At 68.0% G+C, this 24253-nt stretch carries 26 protein-coding genes; 8 read left to right on the forward strand and 18 right to left on the reverse strand.

Annotation, left to right across the window (positions count from 1 at the left end; all coding sequences use genetic code 11):
• Positions 1–17 precede the first annotated feature (17 nt).
• Positions 18–1193 carry an epoxide hydrolase family protein gene (locus tag ACWF7A_RS04275; RefSeq protein ID WP_452248975.1) on the reverse strand — a complete coding sequence of 392 codons (1176 nt, stop codon included), beginning with the start codon at positions 1191–1193 and terminating at the stop codon, positions 18–20.
• Between the two features lie 102 nt (positions 1194–1295).
• Between ACWF7A_RS04275 and ACWF7A_RS04280 the strand changes: the two genes are divergently transcribed.
• Positions 1296–1928, forward strand: a complete 633-nt coding sequence (locus ACWF7A_RS04280; RefSeq protein WP_452248976.1) for a TetR/AcrR family transcriptional regulator — start codon at positions 1296–1298, stop codon at positions 1926–1928.
• Positions 1929–1938: 10 nt separating this feature from the next.
• The gene (locus tag ACWF7A_RS04285) at positions 1939–2331 is read left to right on the forward strand and encodes a TIGR03618 family F420-dependent PPOX class oxidoreductase (protein WP_452248977.1); all 393 of its coding nucleotides are present in this window, start codon (positions 1939–1941) and stop codon (positions 2329–2331) included.
• Positions 2332–3147: 816 nt separating this feature from the next.
• On the opposite strand, the gene ACWF7A_RS04290 is transcribed toward ACWF7A_RS04285, so the two are convergent.
• The 9 genes from ACWF7A_RS04290 to ACWF7A_RS04330 form a co-directional block, all read right to left on the reverse strand.
• Positions 3148–3735: a TetR/AcrR family transcriptional regulator gene (locus tag ACWF7A_RS04290; protein WP_452248978.1), complete on the reverse strand. Its 588-nt coding sequence runs from the start codon at positions 3733–3735 to the stop codon at positions 3148–3150.
• 626 nt (positions 3736–4361) lie between these two features.
• Positions 4362–5228 (reverse strand): alpha/beta fold hydrolase, encoded by an 867-nt coding sequence (locus ACWF7A_RS04295; RefSeq protein WP_452248979.1) that lies wholly within the window; start codon positions 5226–5228, stop codon positions 4362–4364.
• A gap of 65 nt (positions 5229–5293) precedes the next feature.
• Complete coding sequence (locus ACWF7A_RS04300; protein WP_452248980.1) at positions 5294–6289, reverse strand: NADP-dependent oxidoreductase; 996 nt, start codon at positions 6287–6289, stop codon at positions 5294–5296.
• Positions 6290–7578: 1289 nt separating this feature from the next.
• Positions 7579–7887, reverse strand: a complete 309-nt coding sequence (locus tag ACWF7A_RS04305; protein WP_452248981.1) for a putative quinol monooxygenase — start codon at positions 7885–7887, stop codon at positions 7579–7581.
• 45 nt (positions 7888–7932) lie between these two features.
• Positions 7933–9072, reverse strand: a complete 1140-nt coding sequence (locus ACWF7A_RS04310; RefSeq protein ID WP_452248982.1) for a glutathione-independent formaldehyde dehydrogenase — start codon at positions 9070–9072, stop codon at positions 7933–7935.
• Complete coding sequence (locus ACWF7A_RS04315; protein ID WP_452249558.1) at positions 9069–9323, reverse strand: DJ-1/PfpI family protein; 255 nt, start codon at positions 9321–9323, stop codon at positions 9069–9071. The genes ACWF7A_RS04310 and ACWF7A_RS04315 overlap by 4 nt, the downstream gene beginning before the upstream one ends.
• A 594-nt stretch (positions 9324–9917) precedes the next feature.
• Positions 9918–10247 (reverse strand): hypothetical protein, encoded by a 330-nt coding sequence (locus ACWF7A_RS04320; protein ID WP_452248983.1) that lies wholly within the window; start codon positions 10245–10247, stop codon positions 9918–9920.
• 506 nt (positions 10248–10753) lie between these two features.
• On the reverse strand, positions 10754–11419 hold the full coding sequence (locus tag ACWF7A_RS04325) for an NADPH-dependent F420 reductase (protein ID WP_452248984.1): 666 nt from the start codon (positions 11417–11419) through the stop codon (positions 10754–10756).
• A 211-nt stretch (positions 11420–11630) separates the two neighbouring features.
• Positions 11631–12647: an NAD(P)-dependent alcohol dehydrogenase gene (locus tag ACWF7A_RS04330; RefSeq protein ID WP_452248985.1), complete on the reverse strand. Its 1017-nt coding sequence runs from the start codon at positions 12645–12647 to the stop codon at positions 11631–11633.
• A gap of 109 nt (positions 12648–12756) precedes the next feature.
• Here ACWF7A_RS04330 and ACWF7A_RS04335 point away from each other — a divergent pair, with 109 nt between their 5' ends.
• The 3 genes from ACWF7A_RS04335 (at position 12757) to ACWF7A_RS04345 (ending at position 14493) form a co-directional block, all read left to right on the forward strand.
• On the forward strand, positions 12757–13347 hold the full coding sequence (locus tag ACWF7A_RS04335; protein ID WP_452248986.1) for a TetR family transcriptional regulator: 591 nt from the start codon (positions 12757–12759) through the stop codon (positions 13345–13347).
• Positions 13348–13792: 445 nt separating this feature from the next.
• Positions 13793–13963, forward strand: coding sequence for a hypothetical protein (locus ACWF7A_RS04340; RefSeq protein ID WP_452248987.1), 171 nt, complete (start codon positions 13793–13795; stop codon positions 13961–13963).
• 155 nt (positions 13964–14118) lie between these two features.
• A complete protein-coding gene (locus ACWF7A_RS04345; protein WP_452248988.1) occupies positions 14119–14493 on the forward strand; it encodes a hypothetical protein in 375 nt (124 codons plus the stop codon).
• Between the two features lie 214 nt (positions 14494–14707).
• Here the strand turns inward: ACWF7A_RS04345 and ACWF7A_RS04350 are convergent, their stop codons facing one another.
• The gene (locus ACWF7A_RS04350; RefSeq protein WP_452248989.1) at positions 14708–16384 is read right to left on the reverse strand and encodes a ribonuclease J; all 1677 of its coding nucleotides are present in this window, start codon (positions 16382–16384) and stop codon (positions 14708–14710) included.
• Between the two features lie 72 nt (positions 16385–16456).
• Positions 16457–16828 carry a MerR family transcriptional regulator gene (locus tag ACWF7A_RS04355; RefSeq protein ID WP_439664745.1) on the reverse strand — a complete coding sequence of 124 codons (372 nt, stop codon included), beginning with the start codon at positions 16826–16828 and terminating at the stop codon, positions 16457–16459.
• Between the two features lie 151 nt (positions 16829–16979).
• Between ACWF7A_RS04355 and ACWF7A_RS04360 the strand changes: the two genes are divergently transcribed.
• Together ACWF7A_RS04360 and ACWF7A_RS04365 are read left to right on the forward strand one after the other, a co-directional pair.
• Positions 16980–18593: a peptide chain release factor 3 gene (locus ACWF7A_RS04360; RefSeq protein ID WP_452248990.1), complete on the forward strand. Its 1614-nt coding sequence runs from the start codon at positions 16980–16982 to the stop codon at positions 18591–18593.
• A 183-nt stretch (positions 18594–18776) separates the two neighbouring features.
• Positions 18777–18947, forward strand: a complete 171-nt coding sequence (locus ACWF7A_RS04365) for a hypothetical protein (protein ID WP_452248991.1) — start codon at positions 18777–18779, stop codon at positions 18945–18947.
• Positions 18948–19005: 58 nt separating this feature from the next.
• Here the strand turns inward: ACWF7A_RS04365 and ACWF7A_RS04370 are convergent, their stop codons facing one another.
• Both ACWF7A_RS04370 and ACWF7A_RS04375 read right to left on the reverse strand, forming a co-directional pair.
• The gene (locus tag ACWF7A_RS04370; RefSeq protein ID WP_452248992.1) at positions 19006–19767 is read right to left on the reverse strand and encodes an endonuclease/exonuclease/phosphatase family protein; all 762 of its coding nucleotides are present in this window, start codon (positions 19765–19767) and stop codon (positions 19006–19008) included.
• A 279-nt stretch (positions 19768–20046) separates the two neighbouring features.
• A complete protein-coding gene (locus ACWF7A_RS04375; protein WP_452248993.1) occupies positions 20047–20403 on the reverse strand; it encodes a hypothetical protein in 357 nt (118 codons plus the stop codon).
• 10 nt (positions 20404–20413) lie between these two features.
• Between ACWF7A_RS04375 and ACWF7A_RS04380 the strand changes: the two genes are divergently transcribed.
• Positions 20414–20680, forward strand: a complete 267-nt coding sequence (locus tag ACWF7A_RS04380) for a hypothetical protein (protein WP_452248994.1) — start codon at positions 20414–20416, stop codon at positions 20678–20680.
• A gap of 67 nt (positions 20681–20747) precedes the next feature.
• On the opposite strand, the gene ACWF7A_RS04385 is transcribed toward ACWF7A_RS04380, so the two are convergent.
• The 4 genes from ACWF7A_RS04385 to ACWF7A_RS04400 form a co-directional block, all read right to left on the reverse strand.
• Positions 20748–21047 carry a hypothetical protein gene (locus ACWF7A_RS04385; RefSeq protein WP_452248995.1) on the reverse strand — a complete coding sequence of 100 codons (300 nt, stop codon included), beginning with the start codon at positions 21045–21047 and terminating at the stop codon, positions 20748–20750.
• A 469-nt stretch (positions 21048–21516) separates the two neighbouring features.
• Positions 21517–22275 carry an IclR family transcriptional regulator domain-containing protein gene (locus tag ACWF7A_RS04390; protein WP_439657640.1) on the reverse strand — a complete coding sequence of 253 codons (759 nt, stop codon included), beginning with the start codon at positions 22273–22275 and terminating at the stop codon, positions 21517–21519.
• A 69-nt stretch (positions 22276–22344) separates the two neighbouring features.
• Entirely contained in the window at positions 22345–23298 is a 954-nt protein-coding gene (locus tag ACWF7A_RS04395) for a quinone oxidoreductase family protein (RefSeq protein WP_452248996.1), read from the reverse strand.
• Positions 23295–24152: an alpha/beta fold hydrolase gene (locus tag ACWF7A_RS04400; protein ID WP_452248997.1), complete on the reverse strand. Its 858-nt coding sequence runs from the start codon at positions 24150–24152 to the stop codon at positions 23295–23297. The genes ACWF7A_RS04395 and ACWF7A_RS04400 overlap by 4 nt, the downstream gene beginning before the upstream one ends.
• Positions 24153–24253: the final 101 nt, after the last annotated feature.

Below are 24253 nucleotides of genomic sequence, written 5' to 3' on the forward strand. Positions count from 1 at the left end.
TGTCCAATGTGGACACCTCACGACCGGGAACCCCGCAGTGATCGGAAGGTCTTCCGGATCTCCTCGGTGAGGACCTCCGGCTGCTCGAGCGCGGCGAAGTGACCTCCGCGTTCGAGCCGGGCGTGGTGCAGCACCGTCTCGTAGCGGCGTTCGAGCCAACGCCGGGAGGCCTGCACGGCCTCGCCGGGGAAGATGCTGAATCCGGCGGGGACGGGGTTCGGCTGCCCGGCAGGCGCGGCGCTGCCGAAGTCCTCCTCCCAGTACAGCCGAGCGGAGGACGCCGCGGCGTTGGGCAGCCAGTAGAGCATCACGTCGTCGAGGATGTCGTCGCGGTCCAGGACGGCCTCGGGATCGCCACCGCTGTCGGTGACGTCCTGGAAGAGCGTGTAGATCCAGGCGGCGAGCCCGGCCGGCGAGTCCGCGAGCGAGTACCCGATGGTCTGCGGCCGGGTCGCCTGCTCACGGGCGTACGCGCTCTGCCGGTCCTGGTAGTGCTGAGCGCGAGCGATCATCTGGCGCTCTTCCGCTGTCGCCTCGTCCACCTCCTGCGCGGTGGGGAACACCAGCGGCAGGTTGAAGTGCGCGCCCAGGCACGACTCGGGCGCTTTGCGGGTGATCTGTTCCACGACGGCGGCGCCCCAGTCGCCGCCCTGGGCGAAGAAGCCGCCGTAGCCCAGGCGTCGCATCAGGGTGATCCACGCGTCGGCGATGCGCGCGGTGTTCCAGCCGGTCGAGTCCGGCTTGCCGGAGAACCCGAAGCCCGGCATCGAGGGGATCACCACGTGGAACGCGTCGCGGGCGTCGCCGCCGTGAGCGGCCGGATCGGTCAACGGGCCCGCGAGGCGGCGGAACTCGAGGATCGAGCCCGGCCAGCCGTGGCACAGCAGCAGTGGAACCGCGTGCGGCTCGGCGGACCTGACGTGCAGGAAGTGGATGTCGATCCCGTCGAGCGCGGTGCGGAACGAGCCGAGGCCGTTGATGTCCCGCTCGGCACGCCGCCAGTCGTACCCGGTGGCCCAGTGCTCGCACAGGTCCCGGATCCGGTCCAGCTGCGGCCCCTGGCGGCCGTCGGGAACGGTCTCGCGGTCCGGCCACCGGGTCGCGGCCAGGCGGTTCCGCAAGTCCGCCAGATCGGCCTCGGGCACGGAGATCGGGAACGGTTCCACCGCTTCGTGGGCAGGCGTGAAGGACACTGGAGTGCTCCGTGGATCGGGGGAGGGACGACTCGATCGTAGGCAGAAGTGGAAGAACTCTTCAACTTGGAATTTCTCTTCCGCTTGACTACGGTCGAGGGCGTGACGGAAGCCTCTCCTCCTCTGCGCCGCGACGCCGAGCGCAACCGCCAGTTGGTGCTTCGGACCGCCGGTGAACTCATGGCCTCACGAGGGCTGGACGTCTCCTACGAGGACATCGCACGGGCCGCCGGTACCGGTATGGGCACGGTGTACCGCCGTTTCCCCGACCGGCAGGACCTGCTGAACGCCCTGTTCAGCGAGCACATCGACACCGTGACCGACCTCGCCGTGCAGGCCTCGCGGTACGACGACGCGTGGGCCGGGCTCACCTGGTTCCTCGAACGACAACTCGAGATCGAGGCTCAGAGCCGCGGACTGGGGGAGTTGCTCCGAAGCCGCCACCAGGCCACCGAACTGGTGCAACGGGCACACGAGCAGATGACACCACTCGTTGCCGACCTCGTCGACCGCGCCGTCCGGGCAGGACAGCTGCCGGCCGGGGCGACGCCCTCGGACTTCGCCGCGGTGCACGTGATGGTGGGCAGCGTCATGGACGCCTCCCGCGAGCACGCTCCGCAGCTGTGGCGCCGTGCCCTGCGGATCGCCCTGACGGGCCTGCGTCACGCCGACCTGTCCGGCGACCAGCCGGACGAGACGGTCATCGACCACCTGTACAACGACCAGACGAAGTGAAGGACCACCCATGACCGCTCTGTCCGATGACCTGATCGACGTGCTCAACGCCAAGGCCATCTGCTTCGTGTCCACGCTCATGCCGGACGGATCGCCGCAGATCTCCCAGACCTGGGCGGGCACCGACGGCGTGCACGTGCTCGTCAACACGGTCGACACCCACCAGAAGACCCGCAACGTCCGCCGCGACCAGCGGGTCGCCCTCGGCATCGCCGACCCCGCCGCTCCCTCGCGGTACTGGGCTCTGCGAGGCAGTGTCGTGGACATCACCGCGGACGGCGCTCGCGAGCACATCGACGAGTTGTCCGAGAAGTACCTCGGCCGGCCCTACCCCGGTTTCGGCGGCGGTGCGCAGCAGCGCGTTGTCCTCACCATCGAGGTCGACCGCGTGCACACGCCTTGACCAGGCACCGCGCTCTTCGCCGGAGCGGTCCTCGGCCCAGGTGCGATTCCAGACTCGCGCACGGTCTGAGGGTGCCCGGCGTCTCCTTCGGCCCGGCGATGAGCGCGGGCGCGTCGCACTCGTGGAGCGCGGCGATCGCCCGCAGCTCGTGTGCCTCGTGGGGCTCGTACTTGTGGATCAACCGATCAGTGTTGTGCGCCGGTCTGGGTGAGGTTCCGCGGTGCGCCGGGGAGTTGGGTGGGCCGCGGTCGGTTCGCAGGATGGTGCGGAGCGAGCGGATCTCGGCCAGTCGTTGCGCCGCGGTCACCGCCGGTCCGGCCGGGGTCCAGGGGGAGCGGGCGCGGCCGAGGATGAGCTCGGCGAAGCTGTGGGCGATGCCGGCGTGTCCGTGCGTGCCGGGGTGGACGCGGTCGATGGACCACATCCGTGGCGCGTGGGTGCGTTCGTCGTGCCACAGGTCACGAAAAACACATCAAGTGCCATGCGGCCAGATCACAGAACAACGGCGCCGCGCCGGCCATCGTCGAAGGCGGCGGCTTCTTCGCCGGCCCGGACGAGTTCCGGCAGGACGCGCAGACCGAACTGGTTGCCGCGTTGACCTGGCGTCGCCGTCCGGCGGCACCGCCTTGGGGAGCCTGGTCTGCGCTGTGCGTTCTACGGCCGGATGTCGACGAGCACTTTCAGGATGTGCAGACGCCTCGTGGGTGGCAGCGTGCCGTGTCGTATGAGCTGATCGACGGTGTCGCGGCGGTGGTCGTGGAAGAGTACGAGCGTGCGTTTTGTGGCGATCAGTTCCGCGAGGCCGTGGACCGCGCTTCAGCGAGACAGCAGGGCGTCGACCTGTTCGCGGATGTCCTGCACGATCTCCTCGACGCTCAAGGCGATGTTCACGCTCGCCGCCATGCTGAGGAACATCACGGCGGACACGATGTGTGCCAGCCTCGCGGCGTCGCCCTCTGCGACCCGCTCGTCTCGGCGCAGAACGGCGGCGACGGCCTCCTCGGTCTGCACGATGATGGCGAGTGCTGCGCTGTGCTGGGGCTCCTCGGGGTCGCCGAAGACCATCTCTCGCAGGTAAGTGCGTCCGTTGTCGATCTGGGTGCGGTTGCACTCGACGATCGGCCGGACGATCGCCATCACCGCGTCCAGCACGCCTGGGACGGTCTCGGCGTCCGCCCGGCCCTGCGCGAGCGCTTCGGCGTACTTGGCGTTCTGCACGAGCAGGAGGAGTTCGCCCTTGGTCTTGGCGTAGAGGAACAAGGTCCCGGTGCCGATGTCGGCCTTGTCCGCGATCTGCTGGGTCGTGACCTCATCGACGCCGTGCTCGGCGAACAGCTCACTGGCGGCATCGACAATGCGGTCGAGCTTCTCCTGCTTGTTCCGCTCGCGCCGTCCGACAGGCATGACGGTGTCCTCCAGGCGTGGATTCTGGCTGTAATCAGTTCTGATTGTGCTCAATACCGTGTGAGCTCGAATGTGGCTCCGCTCATTCTCCCATTGGTCCACGACGCCCTGGCACACGCGGCGCCGCCAAGGCGTACGCTACCGCCGCGTTTCCCGCCTGGGACGATGCACGCATCGTCCCGCTGATCCTTGACGTCACCGACCGCGCGTCGATCGCCGCTGCGGCGATGTCACCGTGCTCGTCGACAACGCGGGTGCCATCCCGCCGAGCGCGAGCCTGCTGTCGTCACCGAGGCGGACATCCGGGCGAACGTGGCGACGAACTTCTTCTGGCCGGTCTTCCTCGCCGCGCCTTCGCGCCGGTACTCGTCGCCAGGAAGGGGCAGTCCTCGTCGACGTGCAGTCCGTTGCCGGCTGGCCCGAGAGATGCTGCCGACGCAGCTGGTGACGACGGTCTACGACGCCGTCGAGGCCGGAGAACACGACGTCCTGGCCGACGAGTTGACCAAGGGGGCCAAGGCGGCACTGAGCGGCCCGATCGAGGCGCTTTACCCGGCCTTGCACAGCACGGGCGCGACGGCATGTGACGTGCTCACGGTGTTGCCCTTTTCCTTGTCAGGTGGTGGTCATCGGGCCAGGAACTCGACCGCTACGGGGGCGAACTCCCGGTGGTACTGGAAGATGCCGCCGTGCCCGGAGTCGGGGTAGATGATCAGCTCGCTGTCCTTGATGCGCCGGTGCAGGTCCTCCGACAGGACCGACGGCACCATGCGGTCGTTGTCGCCGTTGGCGATCAGGGTGGGCTGCGTGACCGACGACAGGTCGTCGGGGGCGGAGCGCCCCCACTTCTTGATCGCCTTCAGCTGCGTCTGGAACGCCTTGGTCTTGATCTCCGCGTCGCGGTCGGCGGTGCGCTCCTTGAGCCGGTTGACGAACGCGCGTCCGGCAGCCTTTCCGGTGGCGTTGCGGTTGAAGAACAGGAACTCCTTGGGGTCCGAACGGGTCAAGGTGGCGCGCAGGATGTCCCAGTAGGTGACTCCGGCGACCTTGTCCATGTCCTTGCCGCCCTTGGGGCCGGTGCCGGTGAGGACCAGCTTGCGGACGAGCTCGGGGTGCTTCACCACCAGGGCCTGGGCGACCATGCCGCCGAGGGAGAAGGAGAAGACGTCGATCTTGTCGTACCCGAGCGCCTTGATGAAGGTGTAGGCGTCGTCGGCCATCGCCTCGACACTGTCCGGCACCTGACCGGTGGACGCCCCCACACCCCGGTTGTCGAAGGCGATGACGTGACGGCCCTTCGCGACGGGGTCGACGATGCGGGGGTCCCAGTTGTCCAGGGTCGCGGCGAGGTGGACGAAGAAGACGACGGGGACACCGCCCTTCGGGCCCAGCTCGCGGTAGGCATAGGTGACGCCACCGGCGCTGACGGTGCGGGCCGGGGCCTTCGCGTAGGAGGTGATAACGGCTTCTTCAGGGGTGTTGGCGCTGCTCATGGCGGATTCTCCTGCGTGTTCTGTGTCGCTGTGTGTTTCGTGTCGCCTGTCGCGGTTGCGGCGGTTCAGCTGTTGCCGATGACGGCCTTACCTCGGATGCCACCCCGGGACAGGGACTGCAGCGCCTGCGGGGTCTGGTCGAAGCCGACCACCTTTCCCACGACCGGACGCACCACGCCCTCGTCGACGAGGGTGGTGATCTGGCGGAGGTGGTCGCCGCTGGCGCGCATGAACAGGAACTCATACGTCACGCCGAGCTTCTTGGCCTGTCTGCGGATCTTGGCGCTCATGCCTGCGACCGCCAGGCGCAGCAGCGGGTTCAGGCCGGCCTCGCGGGCGAACGCGGGGTCCGGGGGACCGGCGATCCCGATGGCTTTGCCGCCGGGCTCGAGCACCCGCAGGGACTTCTCGAGAGTCTCCCCACCGAGGCTGTCCAGCACCAGGTCGTAGCCGGTCAGGAGCTGCTCGAAGTCCTGGGTGCGGTAGTCGATCACTGTGTCCGCACCGAGCGCGCGCACGAAGTCCGCGTTGGAACCGCTGGCGGTCGTGGCTACGCTCGCGCCGAGGTGTGCGGCGAGCTGGATCGCGATCGAACCGACGCCGCCGGCGCCGGCGTGGATGAGAACCTTCTGCCCTGGCCGCACCTTCCCGCGCTCCACCAGCGCCTGCCACGCCGTGAGGGCCGCCAGCGGCAACGAGCCGGCCTCGTCCATGCTGATCGAGGCGGGCTTGAGAGCCAGGTCGCCCTCCGCGACGGCGATGCGCTCGGCGAACGTGCCGATGCGCCCCTGGTCGGGCCGGCCGTAGACCTCGTCTCCGGGCCTGAAGCCGCGAACCGCCGTCCCGACGCCGATGACGGTGCCCGCGACGTCGTTGCCCAGGATCAGCGGCAGCTCGTAGGGCAGGATCTGCTTGAACTCGCCGGCGCGGATCTTCTCATCCAGCCGGTTCAGCCCGGCGGCCTCCACCTGCACGAGCACGTCGTGCTCTCCCACGGTGGGCTCGGGGACGTCCGCCTCCTGCAGCGGCTCCTTGTACTTGGCGACGACGAACGCTCGCACGGGGCACTCCTTGTCTTCATCCGATTCATCCAGGCATGAGGCCAGGTCAGCCACCACGGCTCGACATCTGGGGCCTCGCCCCACGCGCTCGAACTGAGTGCGCTCAACTATGAGGGTACTCAGAATTGTTGTCAAGGGAGGGCCATGCGAAGCGGTCACATGGCGATCGGGCGCCGCGAGCGGCCAAGCACGCCAAGCGCGACCGCAGCATGACCGCGGCCCGCGAACTGTTCGCCGGCCACGGCGTCAACGGGTCACGACGCGGCAGGCATTTCTGCAGGCGAGAGCTAGCTTGAAGACGCCGTGCGGGTCAGCGGTGACGACCAAGAGGCCGTCGTGTTCGCGGACGCTCAGACGGGTGGCCGCGTCTGATTCTGGTGTGGCCGTGATGCGGCGACTCGGCCGCGGTGGTCGATGGCGGCCCTCCGGTGCAGAACGTTCGTCTGCCGGGGCCGGTCGTGACGCCGGGACGACGATGAGCGGGAGCGGCTGACCAACGGCACGGGCTGACGCGCCCGTCGCATTCCCTGACGCGGTCTCAGGGACGACGGGCCGGATGCAGGAAACCGTCAGCGGATGCCACCCGGAAATAGCGCCGAAACGCAGAACAGGTGCTCAAGCGGACTTGAGCACCTGCCACGCAGACGTCGCAAATTTGCGACATGTCCTTGTCCGAGGGGGTTTGAGTCCCCAAATTTTTCTCTCAGCTGAGGCCAAGAGCATTCACAGTGAACTGTTGGATCGAAAGTCGATCTGGAATCGGGCCAACCTGCGGTTCGCGGTGAGTACGAGTGACTTCACAACGAGCACCGCGGCCCACCGATCACTCGCCGGCGAAGTATCCCCGCGACCACGGCCTTGATCTCTCGAACCCGGCTGGATCGAACGTCTCGCCATAGATCGAAGAGCCGTTTCGACGGAGTCATGCGCGAAACCGCCATCCTGCTTCACCTGCGCGGATGCGGTTTCGGCACGCGCAGCGGCGGGCGGCGAGGGTCGCAACTCAGTCACCGAGGAGTTCCTGCAGGAACCTCTCGGGGCTGGTCGGTCGCCCCCGCCGTCGAGCTGCGAATGCTTCCGGTCGCCGACCGTCGGTCTCGTGTTCGAGCAGGTCGGGCAGTGCTTGTGAGGTCGGCGGACCACTCGGCAGTGGTCCATGGGTGCCGAGCAGGCCCAGCGTCACCCGTCAGCGCGTCAGCCGCGGCGCGGCCCTGGTTGCTACGACGTCACACCTCCCGCACGGGTCGAGCGCCGTCGGCTGCCGCAGCGACCCGCCGGCTGCCCGCGTGTCAGATCGGGGATTTCTCGGCGATCACGTCCACGGGTTCGAAGCTGGGCTGGCCGAACAGGGTGCCGATGTTCTCGGTGAGGGCTTTGGCGACCTGGCCCGAGAGGTGGGTCTGGCGACCGGAGTCGTCGGGAAAGGCGTCGTAGATTCCGAAGGACGAGGGACCGAAGCGGAGAGCGAACCACCGCACCGTGTCGGGCTCCTGCTCCACGATGCCGAGCCCCTCTTGCAGGAAGTTCTCGACGTCCTCTTCTCGTCCGGGTAGCGCCTCGAACCGGACGAGGAGCCCGACGGTCACCGGTTCAGCCATGCTCTTGCCTCCTACTCGAACGGGTTGTCCAGGCCGGGGACCAGCTCAGGTGGCCTGGCCGGGGTTGAGCACGACCTTGGTCCAGCCGTGTTCGCGGGCGTCGAAGTGCTTGTAGGCGTCCGGGGCCTTCTCGAGGGGCAGGTTGTGGGACACGATCCAGGACGGGGTGACCTTGCCGACGGCGATGAGGTCACGCAGGTGGCGGTTGTAGCGCTTGACCGGGGCCTGCCCGCAGCCCATCTGCTGACCCTTGAACCAGAAGTTGCCGAAGTCGAACCGGACCTTGCCCTGCTGGGCCAGCTCGTCCGGGCCGCCCGGGTCCTGCGGGACGAACACCCCGACGGTGCCGATCCCGCCGGTGAACCGCACCGAGGAGACCAACTTGTTCAGCGTCGCCGCGTTGTCCTCGTTGCCCTGGGGGTCGTGGGCCTGGTAGCCGACGCACTCGGCACCGCGGTCGGCGCCGACCCCCTTCGTGTGTTCCATGACCTGCTCGACCGGATCACTCTTCGAGTCGTCGATCGCGATCGCCCCGATCTCCTCGGCCAGACGCAGCCGGTCGGGGTGGCGGTCGACGACCATCACCTTCGCCGCACCCTTCACCGTGGCGGAGAGGGCGGCCATCAGCCCGACCGGGCCGCCGCCGTAGATCACGATCGTCTCGCCGGCTTTCAGCCCTGACATCTCCACGGCGTGCCAGCCGGTGGGGAAGATGTCGGAGAGCATCACGTAGTCGTTCTGCTTCTCGCGGGCGTCCTCGGGCAGGCGCAGGCACTGGAAGTCGCCCCACGGGACGCGCAGGTACTCGGCCTGCCCACCGGCCCAGCCACCCATGTCGGCGAACCCGTACGCGCCACCGGCCACACCCTCCACGTTGGAGGTCAGGCAGTAGTTGGTCAGGCCGTGCTCGCAGTTGCGGCAATGCCCGCAGGAGACGTTGAACGGCGCCGAGACCATGTCCCCGACCGCGACCTTGTCGACCCCGGCACCGACCTCGCCGACGTTCTCGTGACCGAAGATGCGGCCCTTCTCGAAATCGGTGCGCCCTTCGTACATGTGCAGGTCCGACCCGCAGATGTTCGTCGCCGTGATCTTGACCAGGACGTCGTTGGGCCCCTCGACACGTGCGTCGGGAACGTCGGAGACGCTGACGTCGTAGGGACCGTTGTAAACCACTGCCTTCATGTTCTTTCTCCTCTGTGGACGGTGCGGTTCAGGGCTGGGTGGGGCGCGTTGGCGGCCTTCGGCGAATTCTTCGACGATCTTGGAGAGGTCAACGTGCTGCCGCGGACCAAGTCGGCCTCGGCTGATGTCCACGACCCGTGACACAGCGGGCCGACCGGCTCACCGGAGCCCACGAACTCCCGTACGGAACCCATCGCGTCGGAGTTGACCCGCAGCCGGTCGGGGTTGACCGTGCTGTCGGGCAGGATCAGGGCGTCGGAGTCGTTGCCGAACGTCGGAGACCAATCGGTCGACGGTGACGGTGTCGCCCTTGTCGACCTCGGCGTTCATCGACTGAATCTCACCGGTGTGTGTCGACAGCGGCCTCGCCTGCGCCCGGCCTGCTCGACTGCCTGGCGGGGCTGGGTGAGTCCGACCTGCTCGACACCGTCGGTGACCAGGATCGCGACCCGCCGGCCGTGCAACTCATCTGCCATGGGAATCGCGTCTCCTCAAGGTGTGGCAAGAACCACAGAGACAGCCTTCCCGGTCAGACTGGACGCAAACACGCACCGGGTGACGGTCCGCGCGGATCGGCAGGCGGTGTGGACGGTGGCGAGCACCGGGGCCGCAAGGCTCACCCCTGCCTCGCAGCGCCGGTTGGCTGCGCCGAGCGCCTCTGACACGGGCCCGACCGTTCGGAAAGCGAACCTCCACAGCACCCGCACAAGCGAGCTCGGCCATCCGCGCAGACAAATGTCCTTAGAAGGGCGGTTGCGGTTGCGGCGACAGCAGCCTTGTCCTGGCTGCACGGAGTTGCTGAGTCCGCCTGGGAGTTCGTGTGCTCGCCAGGGTCCAACCGGCTGTCAGGGGTGGTTGGAAACGGGCGCCGACGTCGTTTGGGCATGATGTGGACGTGCCTGAAGATCGAGGTGGGGGAGCCGGGGGCGGTAGAGGTCGAGAATTGCGCCGGTGCGCCGCAGAACTGCGAGCGCCAGGTGTTGGGGGCGTCTCTGCATGCTGAGCAGTGCACGGAGTCCACAGCGCTCCACCAGGAAGCAGTGCGTGCCCTGACGGCGGGCCGCGTCGAATACGGACTGATCGACTTCGAGAAGCACCTGCTCGACCGCTCGCAAGGGTGGGCTGGCACCGGTGGGATTCGATCCGAAACCGTAGCCGTAGCCGCGCAGCATCACGTGGCCGATCGCCGGCTGCGAGCTCGTAACGGCCCTGAAATCGGTCGGTGGCTCGACGATCGACTGTCAGATCCCCGTAGTGCTGCCAGGCTCGAGGCTTACCGACGCGGTACTGGGCAAGCGCCTGGAAGGACGGGCGGCCAACCGCGTCGCGTAAGCACTTCGCCGTGCACCGCTCGGCTCTGAAGCACCGACGCGGCGTACGTGTCGGTGCCGCCCGGTGATCCGTCCCCGGTGGGAAAGGGGGCGCTTGACTCAGAACATCAGCCCAGCACCGGCGCGACGGAGGTGTTCGCGCGCGGCAAGGACAGCCTGAGCTGATGACACCTGGCACCGAGCCGCACGCGTTCAGGCGGCCTGGACGCCGTCGGCATCTGAAGGCTCAACTGACGCCGTCCAACCGATGTGCCGGGAATCATCCAGATTTCCGGCACAACGATCACCTGGAGGACGCCGTGAGCGTCCAGGAGAACGGGCGAGCCGTCACCGGATGGACCCGCAGACCCTCACTTGGCCGCGGCGAGTGCGTCACGGACGACCTGCGTGCTCGCTTGGGTGCCGGGGAGTTCTCCGTAAGCGCCGTAGGGAGTCACGTATACCGGGGTGTCCCGCTGGGTGCGCCAGTTCTCGGCGAGCGGTCCGGCGTCCACGGTGTCGTAGCCGAGGCTGTCGAAGAACTCGGTGACCGCCTGCTTGGCGGCCTCGTTGTCACCGGCGATGGGGAGCGCCGACCGGTCCGCGCTCCCCGCCGGACGGGCCAGGTCACCCAGGTGCCCGGCCCAGATGTTGTTGAAGCCCTTGACGACGTGCGCTTCCGGCAGGTGCTTCTGCAGCAGCTCACCGGTGGTGCTGGAGCCGTCCTCCAGTTCGTCGAAGACGCCGTCGCGGTCCGGGTAGTAGTTGTTGGTGTCGATGACCACCTTGCCCGTCAGCGGCTCCACAGGGACGTCCCGGTACGCCCGCAGCGGCACCGTCACCACCACGACGTCGCCGGCCGCGGCCGCCTCTGCGGGGGTCGCGGCGTGCGCCTTCGGCCCCAGCTCGGCCACGAGGTCCTGAAGGGTGTGCGGGCCACGAGAGTTGCTCAACACCACGTCGTGCCCGGCGGCCACCGCCAGCCGCGCCACGGTGCTTCCGATGTTGCCACTGCCGATGATGCCAATCGTCGTCATGTCATCCGGAACCTCGGCGCCCTTCACCTGATTCCGACCTGCGGCCACGGTGATGTGTGGCACACAGATTCCACGATCGTCACTGTGAGGCTGCTGTCGAGTAGCAGCCGCCGCCGAAACACTCCCTGCCGGTCCCTGAACTGCGGATTCCAGAACTACGGCTCCGGTTGTTCCGATTCCTCGTCCAACACGAACACCGGCCGCGGCTTGGTCAGAACTCGACGACGGTGCGGTAGCGGGAGCGGCCCGTGCGGACGCGGTCGAGCGCATGGTCGAAGTTCGTCGCCGGGAACGTCTCCACGGTAGGTCGGATGTTGTGGCGGACGGCGAATTCGATCATCTGTCGGGTCTGCGTTGCCGACCCGACGATGCCACCGACGACCGTCTTCGCCTCGGGTATCAGGCTCAGCTGCGAGACCGTGATGGGTTGTTCCGGGACGCCGACGAGGCACAGCCGGCCCTCTGGTCGCAGGATGGCGAGGTAGTCGTCCCAGGGCAGGTCCGCGGACACAGTGCACAAGACGAAGTCGAACGTGCCGGCGGCCTTCTGCAGGGCCCCTGGCTCACCGGAGACGATGAAGTCCTTGGCGCCCAAGCGTTCCGCGTCGGCACGCTTGGCGGGGGTTGTCGAGATGGCGGTGACGGCGCATCCCCACTTCGCGAGGAACTGGATGGCCAGGTGACCGAGGCCGCCGATGCCGACCACGGCGACTCGGTGTGTCGGCAGGACGTTGTGGACCAGGAGCGGCGAGAACACCGTCGTCCCGGCGCAGAGCAGCGGTGCCGCGTGCTCGGACCGGATCGCGTCGGGGATCGGGTGCACGTGTCGCCAGTCGCTCGCGCGGACGTGGCTGGCGAATCCACCGCGGTCGCCACGCAGGACGGTGTCGTCCCTGTGGGGACACAGGTTGGTCCGGCCGCTGACGCACCACTCGCAGCGGAAGCAGGATCCGGCGATGGCACCGACGCCGACCCGTTGCCCGACGGACAGGACGGCCTGGTCGACCGCGTCACCGACGGCCTCCACCACACCCACCGCTTCATGCCCGGCTACGACCGGGTATCGCGAGATTCCCCACTCGTTGTCGATGATCCCGATGTCGGTGTGGCAGATCCCGCCGTGCGTCACGCGGACGTCGACCTCGTTGGGTCCGGGCTGTCCGGCCTCGTACTCATGCGGTCGCAACGGACCGCCGGCCTCGTGTGCCGCATACGCCTGGACCTTCACGTTTCGCACGTCCCTTCCAGCATTAAAACAAACTAGTTAGTTGCTTACGATCTCACGCTAGCCACCGGCCGGAGCACTGTCAAACAAACTGGTTAGTTACACTGCAGACGTGAAGGATGGACACGCCACGCGCCGCCGGTTGCTGGAGGCTGCGGCCGAGGAGTTCGCGAGGTACGGCATCGCGGGTGCCCGCGTCGACCGGATCTCAGCCAATGCCAAGGCCAACAAGGCGCAGCTGTATGCGTACTTCGGCGACAAGGACCGCCTGTTCGACACCGTCTTTCAGGAACACGCCAACGAGATCGTCAACGCCGTGCCGATGACCGCGCATGACCTACCGGCCTACGCGGTCGGCATCTACGACACCTGCCTGACCAAGCCGAACCTGGTCAGGCTGGCCACCTGGGCGAGGCTGGAACGCGTACCCGCCGGCGAACTGGTCACCATGCCCGAGGAGACCGCGCAGAAGCTGACAGCCATCGCCGACGCCCAGCGCGCCGGCCACATCGACCCGGCGCTCGAGCCCGCGGACGTCCTGGCGATGGTGTCGATGATGGCACTCACCTGGTCGCCGGCCAGCCTGTTCTACGCCGCGACGACAAGCGACCAGGAAGCCGACCACCAGCGCCGCCGCCAAGCACTCGCCGAGACGGTCCGCCGTGCTTTCCGCCCGCCTGGACCGCCCGACACACGTGAGTAGATGACGACCCACTGCTGAATTCGTTCTGCAGCAGGCGTTTCCGGTTCGAGCCAAGCCAGCGGAGTGCTCGCGACGGTGGGCAGCTGTCGACACCAGGGGTCCGAATGCTGCTCACCGATCTGCACCGTCTTGCAACCGCCTGTCGACATGAGCGCGTCTTCGCTCGACACGCGATCAGCGGCATGAGCGGACGTTGTGCCGTGGGCGGCTCAGCTGGAATTTCCTTGGTCGTCGGTGTGTGGCGCGTTCGTGGTTGCGTCTGGTGGGGCGTCTGCGGCGCGATGGGTCTGGCTCTGTCTGCCCATGGCCTGCTGAAAGCCCGGCAACCGCGTTCTGAACCCCCTGCCGCGGCACTGGTCGACCCTGTGGGCGTTGGGCGGGTGGGGGAATGCGATCAGTGGGTCGACGGTGAGCGGGTCCGCGGTACGGGCGCGGTCCGAAGATCGTGGAGGTTGAGGACTTCACGGCGGCTCAGCTTCTGCGGAAGTCGAAGGGCGGCGCGGAAGGCGGAGCGGGCCGGGCGGGCGAACACCGCTACCTGTTCCGCGGTCGCATCCGGTGTGACATCTGCGGGCGGAAGATGGAGGGCAGCCCGCGCAAGAAAGCGATGTGGTAGCGGTGCCCGGCGCGCACATTGGCTCCGGGATCTCCTGTGCTCGAGTCACATCCTGGCGCGGTCTGTTTGAGTGAGGACGCCCTTCAGGATTCCGTTGACGGCTGGCTGGGCACGTCTTCGATCGGAAGAACCGTGATCGGACCGTCGCCGCGTTGATGCACTCGCAAGAGCCGGTCATTCAGATTGGTCGTGATGCTGCGAAGAAGCGGCTCGCTGAGGCGGAAGCCAAGCTGACCAGGTTCCAGAACGCCATCGTGGCCGGCGTGGACCCTGCGGCGCTGGTCGAGCCGATCAACGAGGCGCAGACCGAGAGGCTCGCGTCACGAGCGGCCCTGGACAACGTCCCAGCACCGGTGGAAGTGGACGTCGCGGAGATCCACGCGGCGATCGACTCGACAGGAGACGTCAGCTCGTCGGTGCGAGGTCACGCACCGACGAGACTGGAAGAGCTGTACGAGGCGATAGACCTGCAAGTCCGGTACAAGCAAAACCCCATGAAGCTGATGTCTCCATCAACCCCATGGGGGTGAACAACGCTCATGCGCTATTGGATAGCTCGAACCTGGTATAGAGGGACAGTCGACTCGATTCACTCTTTCGTCGCTAAGTCATGTCGACCGGGGCCAAGAAATTTCGCGGCGAACTGTCGGATCGCACGCTGATCTGGAATCAGACCAGGACATCTGCAAGATGCTCGTCGCTTCGAATCAGCACGGGTTGCTCATGGTCATCACCACGTGCGATTCAGGCTTCGATGACGACCGGGATGACCACCGGTCGGCGGCGGTATGTGCGTTGTGCCCACATCTGCACCTGCTGGCCGATGAGACGTTCGAACTCCGCCACGTCGGTGGTGCTCCTCTCCGCCGCGCCCGCGAGGGCCTTTTCGATGGCGGGGATCACCGGCAGGAACGTCGAGGCGTCGTGTTCGAAGCCGTGGGCGATGAAGTCGGGTGTGTCGTCGAGCCGCCCGGTGTCGGTGTCGATGATGGCGACTACGGTGATCATGCCTTCTTCGCCCAGCGTGCGGCGCTGCGCCAGGGAGTCCTCGGTGACGCCGCCGACGGTCTGGCCGTCGACGTAGATGTTGTGGATCTCGACCTGGCCAGTGACCGAGGCCCGGCCCTCGTGCAGGTCGATGACGTGGCCGTTCGCGGCGACGAGCACCTGGTCGCGGCCGACCCCGGTCTTGACGGCCAGCTCGGCGTTGGCCCGCAGGTGGCGTGCCTCGCCGTGCACGGGCAGGACGTTGGTGGGTTGCACGAGGTTGTAGCAGTAGACCAGTTCACCGGCGCTGGCGTGCCCGGAGACGTGGACCTTGGCGTTGCCCTTGTGCACCACGTTGGCACCGAGGTCGGTCAGGCCGTTGATCACGCGGTAGATGGCGGTCTCGTTGCCGGGGATCAGAGAGCTGGCCAGCAGGACGGTGTCGCCCTCGACGATGACGATCTCGTGCTCGCCGGCCGCCATGCGGGACAGAGCGGCCATCGGCTCTCCCTGCGACCCGGTGCACACCAGCGTCACCTGGTGGGCGGGAAGCCGGTTGGCGTCCCTGACGTCGACGACGAGCCCGTCGGGCACCTTCAGGTACTCCAGCTCGGCGGCCAGACCCATGTTGCGGACCATGGAGCGGCCGACGAAGGCGACCTTGCGGCCGTGCGCTGCCGCGGCGTCGAGCACCTGCTGGATGCGGTGCACGTGGCTGGCGAAGCTGGAAACGATCACCCGGCGCGGCGTGGTGCGGAACACCTCGTCGATCGCGGGCGCGAGATCGCGTTCCGAGGTGGTGAAGCCGGGCACGTCGGCGTTGGTGGAGTCGACGAGGAACAGGTCGACGCCCTCCTCGCCGAGGCGGGCGAAACCGCGGAGGTCGGTGATCCGCTTGTCGAGCGGGAACTGGTCCATCTTGAAGTCACCGGTGTGCAGCACGAGACCGGCGTCGGTGCGGATGGCGATGGCCAGACCGTCGGGGATGGAGTGGTTGACGGCGAGGAACTCCAGGTCGAACGGCCCTCGAGTGAGCTGTTCGCCTTCCCGGACCTCGACCAGGACGGGCTTGATCCGGTGCTCGGCCAGCTTGGCGGCCAGGAACTTCAGCGTGAGCCGGGAGCCGATGACCGGGATGTCCCGTCGTTCCCGCAGCAGGTACGGCACGCCCCCGATGTGGTCCTCGTGGCCGTGGGTCAGCACGATGGCGACCACGTCGGCCAGCCGGTCCCGGATGCAGCTCCAGTCCGGGAGGATCACGTCGACGCCGGGCTGGTGCTCCTCGGGGAACAGGACCCCGCAGTCGACGATGAGCAGCTTGCCCTCGTGCTCGAACACGGTCATGTTCCGGCCGATCTCACCGAGGCCGCCGAGGGCGATGACCCGCAGGGCATCCGGGGCGAGTGCGGGCGGAGGGGTGGACGTTCGAGCCATGGTCACACCCTCACGTTACGTGAGAGTTGCCGGTGAGAGGAAATCGGCGACGCGGGCCAGGCGTGATGTTCGTCAGTCCGAGGGCAGGTGGGACCGCAGCGTCGTGGCGAAGTCCTCGGCGATGCGCAGCTGCGCGCGCAGCTGCTGACAGCGTTCGTCGGCGGCGGTCCAGAACCCGGAGAGGCGGTCGAGGTGCTTGTCGCGATCGGGATCGTCGCCAGTGGACAGCGCGTCGAGGATGCCGAGCAGCTCGCGCATCTCCTCGAGTTGGAAGCCGAGAGGTTTCATCCGCTTGATCACGTCGAGGCGTTGCACGTCAGGCTCGGTGTAGAGACGGAAACCGCCCTGGCTGCGCGCGCTCGGCACCACCAGGTCGACCTCCTCGTAGTACCGGATCGTGCGCAACGACAGACCGGTCCTCTCAGCCACCTCGCCGATCTGCATGTGCTCGCCCACAACATCCCTTCCCGAACTGCGTCACGATCACCAGCCATTCTGGTGCTCGTACCCCCACTCGTGCCTCCGGGGACAGGTCAGATTACCGTCACGTGAGGGTAGAGTTTGGCGAGATGTCGTCTACCCCGAAGGACCGCGAATGACCACCGCCACCCCGGTGACCGCCTCGTCCGCAACCGTGCTCGCGGAGGCGGAACGCAGGCGCACCTTCGCGGTGATCAGCCACCCGGACGCGGGCAAGTCGACCATGACCGAGGCGCTGGCCCTGCACGCGAAGGTGATCTCCGAGGCCGGCGCGGTGCACGGCAAGGCCGGTCGGCGCGGTGTGGTGTCGGACTGGATGGAGATGGAGAAGGCGCGCGGGATCTCCATCACGTCCGCCGCGTTGCAGTTCTCCTACCGCGACTGCGTGATCAACCTGCTGGACACTCCCGGCCACGCCGACTTCTCCGAGGACACCTACCGGGTGCTGTCGGCGGTGGACTGTGCGGTCATGCTGCTCGACGCGGCCAAAGGCCTGGAGCCGCAGACCCTCAAGCTGTTCGACGTCTGCCGCTACCGCGGCATCCCCGTGATCACGTTCATCAACAAGTGGGACCGTCCCGGCCGGGACGCGCTGGACCTGTGCGACGAGCTGGGCGAGCGGATCGGGCTGCAGGCGATGCCGCTGACCTGGCCGGTCGGCGACGCCGGCCACTTCCGCGGCGTGCTCGACCGCCGCAGCGGGCACTTCGTGCGCTACCAGCGCACCGCGGGCGGAGCCACCGCCGCGGGCGAGGAGCACCTGCTGCCGAGCCAGGCCGAAGCCGAGGAGGGCGCGGGCTGGACGCGTGCCTGCGAGGAAGCGGAACTGCTCGGCGCGTCCGGCGGTGAGTTCGAGCTCGAGCGGTTCCTCGCCGCCACGGCGACACCGGTGCTCTTCGGGTCGGCGGTGCTCAACTTCGGTGTGCGGCAGCTGCTCGACCTGCTCGTCGAGATCGCGCCCCGCCCCACCGCGCGGCCGGATGCCGCCGGTGATCCGCGCGAGCTGGACGCGCCGTTCTCGGCGTTCGTGTTCAAGGTGCAGACGGGCATGGATCGCGCGCACCGCGACCAGATCGCGTTCGCGCGTGTGTGCTCCGGCGTGTTCGAGCGAGGCATGGTCGTGACCAACGCCGCCACGGGCAAGCCGTTCGCCACCAAGTACGTGCAACAGGTCTTCGGCCAACAGCGCTCCACCTTGGACACGGCCTTTCCCGGTGATGTGATCGGGTTGGTCAACGCCACCGCGCTGGGCGTGGGCGACACCCTGCACGCGGGCAAACCCGTGGTGCGTTTTCCTGGTTTGCCCAGCTTCGCGCCGGCGCACTTCGCCGTCGCGCGACCGGCGGACCTCAGTCGCTCCAAGCAGTTCCGCAGAGGCATCGAGCAACTGGAGTCCGAAGGCGTCGTGCAGATCCTGCGTTCGTCGCGTCGCGGTGACGGGGCGCCGGTGTTCGCCGCGGTCGGTCCCATGCAGTTCGAGGTCGCGGCACATCGCCTCGAAGCGGAGTTCAAGTCACCCGTGCGGCTGGAACCGTTGCCCTACACCGTCGTGCGCCGCCTGGCCGACCCCAGGCAACGGTCCCTGGTGGACGGCAACCGCACCGAGGTGCTCACCCGCACCGACGGCGTGGACCTCGCCCTGTTCGTCGACTCCACCGCGCTGGGCGTCATGCGGCGCCTGCATCCCGAGGTGCGACTGGAGTCCCTCGTCGCAGGAACCGACGACTGACCGTCCTTCGCTGGGGGAGGGGTCTGCGCTGCACCTGGAGGAAGCGGATCGCTGCTGTAGCTCTGTGTTTGAGCCACTAGACCGTCCGCGGGTGCGTCTGCGAGATTTGCTCGAGGCGCTGCATCGCCACAACGTTGACTGGATGATGAGCGATCGGTCGTTCTAGCCGTCTATGGCGCGGACGTGCAGCCCAACGATGTCGACGTTGTGCCGTCGCCGGAACCGGATAACCTCCAGCGCTTCGCGGACGTGCTGGTGGAACTGGAAGCAGTGCCAGCCTACGACCCGAGCTGGCGCAACGGGCTCACAGGAGAACAATGCCGTACTGACCGCACCATGACCTTCCCGGCGTAGCGGCCGCAGCTGGTCGGTTCACCGTCGTGCGGGTCCGCCGCTGAGAAACGAGGCGCTGTCAGAGTCTGATCAACGCCTGGACCGGGAGGTGGTCGGACGGGAGCCGGCCACCTCGCTGGAAGGTGTTGATCGCCGCGGCCAGGAGCACCCGGACGCCTCGGATGAGAATCCAGTCGATGCGCGACCCGTTCGGCACGAGCGGCCGGTAGCCGTGGAACGTCGCGTACAGCGGGGTACGGCGTTCCACGGTGGCGAGCCAGGAGTCGGTCAGGCCCGTCCCGCTCGTCAGGATGTCGTGTGTGGGCGCGGCGGGTGCGGCGTTGAAGTCACCGGTGAGCACAACTGGCAGTCCCGGCGCGATGGCACCGACCCGGTCACGCACCAGCTCCGCGCTGCGCAGGCGGGAGGTCTCCGACTCGTGGTCGAAATGAGTGTTCACGACGACGAACTGCTTGCCTGTGACGCGATCGGTGAACCGCACCCACGTGACCATGCGGATCACCTTGTTGCCCCACGACTTCGAGCCCATCACGGTCGGCGTCGCGGACAGCCAGAAGTGGTCGAACTCGAGGGGATCGACCCGCGAGCTGTCGAAGAACACGGCCGTGAACTCGTCCCTGCTGCCCCCGGCCCTGCCGACACCGATCCAGTCGTACTGCGCGGGCAGGTCGCGCTCGATGTCCTTGAGCTGAGCGAAAAGGCCCTCCTGCGTGCCGATCACGGTCGGCTGCTCGCGCCGCAGCAGCTCGGCCATGATCGGCCGTCTGGTTGTCCACGAGTTCGGTTCCTGGAGCGAGGCGTATCTCAGGTTGAACGACATGATGTGCAACGAATCGCCGCGTGCGGGTCCGATCAACGGCCGTTCGGAGGCCCCCGCATTCCCTGCGTTCATCAGGTTTGCTGCCAACAGGATGACGCAGACCAAGACTCGCACGGCTAACTACCTCCGACGGCAGGGACGTCTTTCTCACAGTGACGCGCACCTGCTGCCCGCGTTGCGTGGGGTTGTGTTGGCCTTCCGTGCCTGAAAATGCGTCTTTGCAGTTCAAGCGTGTCGCAACTCTTCAGTCCGAACGGTCGCACCTCGTCTCGATACGCTTCACGCCACCGTGGATGTTGCGAGGCCCGGGATCCGGTCACGACCGGCGGCGGCGTCCGAGCAAGCCCAGCACCTTGACCACGAGGACGATGGTCGAGATGACGCCGGCCCCTCCTGCAGCTGCTCCCTCGTGCCGCCCAGGGTGACGCCGTTGAGGACGACCACGATCTCGGCCACTTCCTCCACGCAGGTGTTCCAGACCAGGCGGGCGAGCTCGGTGCCCTCGTCGGCGACCGATGGCTTGTTGGCCCTGTGGGGGTGCCAGAACCCTTGCGAGTCCGCACCAAGCCTCTTGGACCCGATCAGACCGAACGCCTCGCCATCGACAGACGCGACCGTCTCGGCGAGGTCGTCCATGAGTATCACTATGCCGCTTGAACTGCGTGGATGTGGTTTTCGGCACGCACAGCGCTACGTCGACTCCCTGCACCAGGCCCTCGCAGGCGTGCTGGACCACGCCGTACAGCGCGGCGACCTGCCACCCCGACGCAACCACCCGCAGGACGGACACCCGATCGCGGTCTCCGCCGCCATCGCCCTTCTGGTCCACTGGGGAGCCGTCCACGATCGCCCGATCAATGACGACGACATCGCACAGATCGTCGACGGCGTCCTCATGCCCCTGCTCCGATAAACCCTCGGTACTGCGCCGGGCCCGCGCCCGTTCGAGCCCGGGGCGGTGCCCAGTCGTGGCAGGGCGGCTATGTCCTGGGGAGACGTCGAACAGGAGCGTGCGGCCTACTTCGCCGCCATCTCACGAGCCAATCCGAAGGCGACTCGTCCGGTCTGGCTTCGCCCGTCACCGCGGCTTGGTCTGGGTCGCGCAGTCGCAGTACGTGGAACGGCATGAGTTGGTCGACCAGGTACATCTTCTGCGGGCGGCCGTCCGCGTAGCCGATCTCGTAGTTGACGACGCCGAACCAGTCGCCGTCGACGCTCGGGAAGCGGCCGTGAAGCCTGCCGGGGGCCTCGCCGGTCGTGTCCAGGTCGGTCTCGATCACCTGTCGCTGTGCACCTGCGACACGGGCGAACAGTCGATCGAGTCGGACCTCGACGCTGGTGAGTACCGCTCTCCGGCCGTGGACGGTACGGAGTGTGGAGGGCTGCAGCGCCGTTAGGTGACACCTGAGTTGGCCTTCCGTGGCGGTGAGCTGGCCATATGTCTGGTGTGGCTTGCTCTTGGGCAAGACCAGCGGCGTCGTTTTACGTCTTTCTCTTCGGTGTCGGTATTGAAGTCATGAAGATCCCGCCAGGGCACGAGGGTCAACTGCGACACGAAATAGTTCGCCGGCATCCTCAGACCGCTCATCACCAGAAGTCAGTGCTGGACTGCTACGCGTTCAGCGAAGCCGACTTCGACCTCGAGAGCGCGGCACCTGTCCGGGGCCGCTGGCGGCCCCGGCGACCAGTGCGGCGACCGCGAGGCAGAGCCGTCCGAGTCTTCTCCGCGTCGGTCACCGGACCCGTGGTTCACGGTTCGGCGGACGCCGACTGGAGGGCACTGATGGTTCTGGTGATCCGGTGACCGACCATGGTCAGCAGGCCCGTGTACTTCGGGACGTCGGCCCGGAAGAGCGGCGCGGTGATGGACAGCGCACCGGTGGTCAGGCCGGTCGGACCCGTCAGGGGAATGGCGACGCTGACGAAGCCGACGCGGGTCTGCTCGTACTCGACCGCGTAGCCGTTCGCCCTCGCCTGACCCAGCTCGTTCAGCAGCAGTCCCGGCGCGCTGACCGTGTGGGGAGTGACGCGTTCGAGCGGGCCGGCGATCACCTCCTCGACCAGTGCCCGCGGCCCGAAGGCGAGCAGGACCTTGCCGGTGGCGGTGCAGTGCAACGGCATGCGACCGGCCACTCTGGACGGTCTGGTCACCTCGGTGTGGCCGGACACCTTCTCCAGGTACAGCACCTCGCGGCCGTCGGGGACCGCGAGGTGGATCGTCTCGTTCGTGGCGTGGTAGAGGTCCTCCATGTACGGACGGGCGGCGTTGCGGAGGATGCGCTGGCGCGGCACCCGCTGCCCGATCTCGAACAGGCGGATGCCGAGCCAGTAGTCGCTGCCGCGCCGTTCGAGCACGCCCCACGCCAGCAGTTCCTGCGCCAGGCGGTGGACGGACGCCTTGGCCACACCGGAGCGCCGGGACAGCTCGGTGAGGCTCAGGTGCTCGTCGTCGAGCCCGAACGCCTCCAGGATGAGCTGGACCTTGCCGAGGACGCTGTTCGCCGTCATGGGGCACCGCCAGTCCTGAGTCGGGCCGGGTTCGGCCGGGTGGATCGGATCGCCGGCCGAACCCGGGGTTCAGGGGATCAGGACGGCTCGGCCGCGCACCCGGCCGGCTTTCAGGTCCTCGACGGCCGAAGCCGCGTCGGCGAACGCGTACTTCTGCACGTCCACGCGGAGCTCGCCCGCGGACAGCCGCTTCGCCAGGTCGTCGGCGACCTCGCGGGCCCGGCGTTCCCGGCGGATCATGTTGAGCGGCAGGAGGGCGACGTCGTCGAGCAGCCAGGACGGCAGGTCGACGCGGACCTCCGCGCCGGTCACGTAGCCGACCACCACCGCGCGCCCGCCGGGACGGACCCACCGGGTGCGGGCCACGAGTCCGTCGCCGCCCAGCGTGTCGACCAGCAGGGTCGCTGTGCGGTCCGCGGCGAGCCGGGCGACGTCCTCGGCCGAGTCCAGGACCACGCCGGTGACTCCCTCGGGCACGTCGGCCAGCTGCTCGGCGCGGCCGACCACGCCGATCACCCTCGCGCCGGCGAACCTGGCCTGCTGCGCGACCATCGAGCCGACCGCGCCGGCGGCGCCGACCACGATCACCTCCTCGTCGTCGCCCAGGCGCGCCACGTCGTGCAGGGCCGCGAAGGCGGTCGTCGCCGGGACGAAGAAGGTCGCCGCCACCTCCGCGGCGAGCGGTGCGTCGAGCCGGGTCACGGCCTTGGCCGGCACGCTCAGCCGCTCCGTCCAGGTGCCACCGCGCAGCAGGCCCAGGCCCCCGCCGCGCAACCGGACCTGGCAGCCGGGTTCGAGGCCGGAGTCCGCGTCGCACTCGACGACGATCCCCGCGCCCTCCACCCCGCCGATGTAGGGCAGAGGTGGCTTGAGGTCGAAGGTTCCGCTCGCGACGGTGGTGTCCAGGTGCGCCACCGCGGCGGCCTGCACCTCGACGAGCACCTCGCCCGCGGCGCGCACCGGCTCCGGCACGTCCTCCACGACGGGGGCCGAGCCCCACTCGTGGAACCGCGCGGCCCTCATGCCGCGCTCGCCTTGCGCAGGAACTCCAGGCTCAGCGGGTTGAAGCGCGCCGCCTGCTCGTGCTGTGGCCAGTGCCCGCACTCCTCGAACAGCTCCAGCCGCGATCCCGGGATGTTCTGGTGCATCCTGGTGGCCTCCGGCACCTCGCCGAACGGGTTCTGCCGGCCCCACACGATCAGCGTCGGCTGGGTGATGCGGGCGAGGTCCTCCGGGCGCAACAGGTTGCGCTGCCGCCTCTCCATGTCCTGCAACGACAGCAGGTTGTCCACATTGGCCACGAACTCGGGCGTGTGGTAGATCGCGTGCCGCACCTCGACCAGCTCCTCGGTCGCGTCCTGCTCGCTCGCCATGAGCAACCGCAGGCGTTTCCGGGTCAGCTCGACGTCGTCGGTGGCGACGGCGTCCTTCGTGCTGGTGCGGATGCGGTTCATGACCTCGGGGTTGGCCACGGTTCCACCGGCGCACAACAACTGCAGGCTCGTCACCCGCTCCGGGAAGTCGATCGCGGCACGCGCCCCGACCCAGCCGCCCAGCGACTCGCCGACGATGTGCGCGGATCCGATGCCGACGGCGTCGAAGTAGTCCAGCAGGTGCCGGACGTAGTCGGCGATCTCGTAGGGCCGGGCGGGTTTGCCGGTGTAGCCGTGGCCGAGCATGTCGATGGCGTGCACGTCGAACTCGGCGTGCGCCGAGATGTTGCGGCTGAACGCCTCCAGGTGCCCGCTGGTGCCGTGCAGGAACACCACGGCTTCGGCGTCCGGGTCGCCCGCCCGCAGTGCGCGGGTCGGCACGCCCGCCGCGTCGACGTACGCGACGCGGTGGGGCAGTGGGCTCAGGTCTGTCCAGATGCTCACGCGGACTCCTCGGTGTTGATGCGGTGCACTTGGGTGTTGCTGAACGCCGCGAGCCTGCGCAGGGCGGCGATAGCCGCGACCGCGGCGGTCAGGGCGAGCAG

Source organism: Lentzea sp. NPDC055074 (assembly GCF_053608005.1).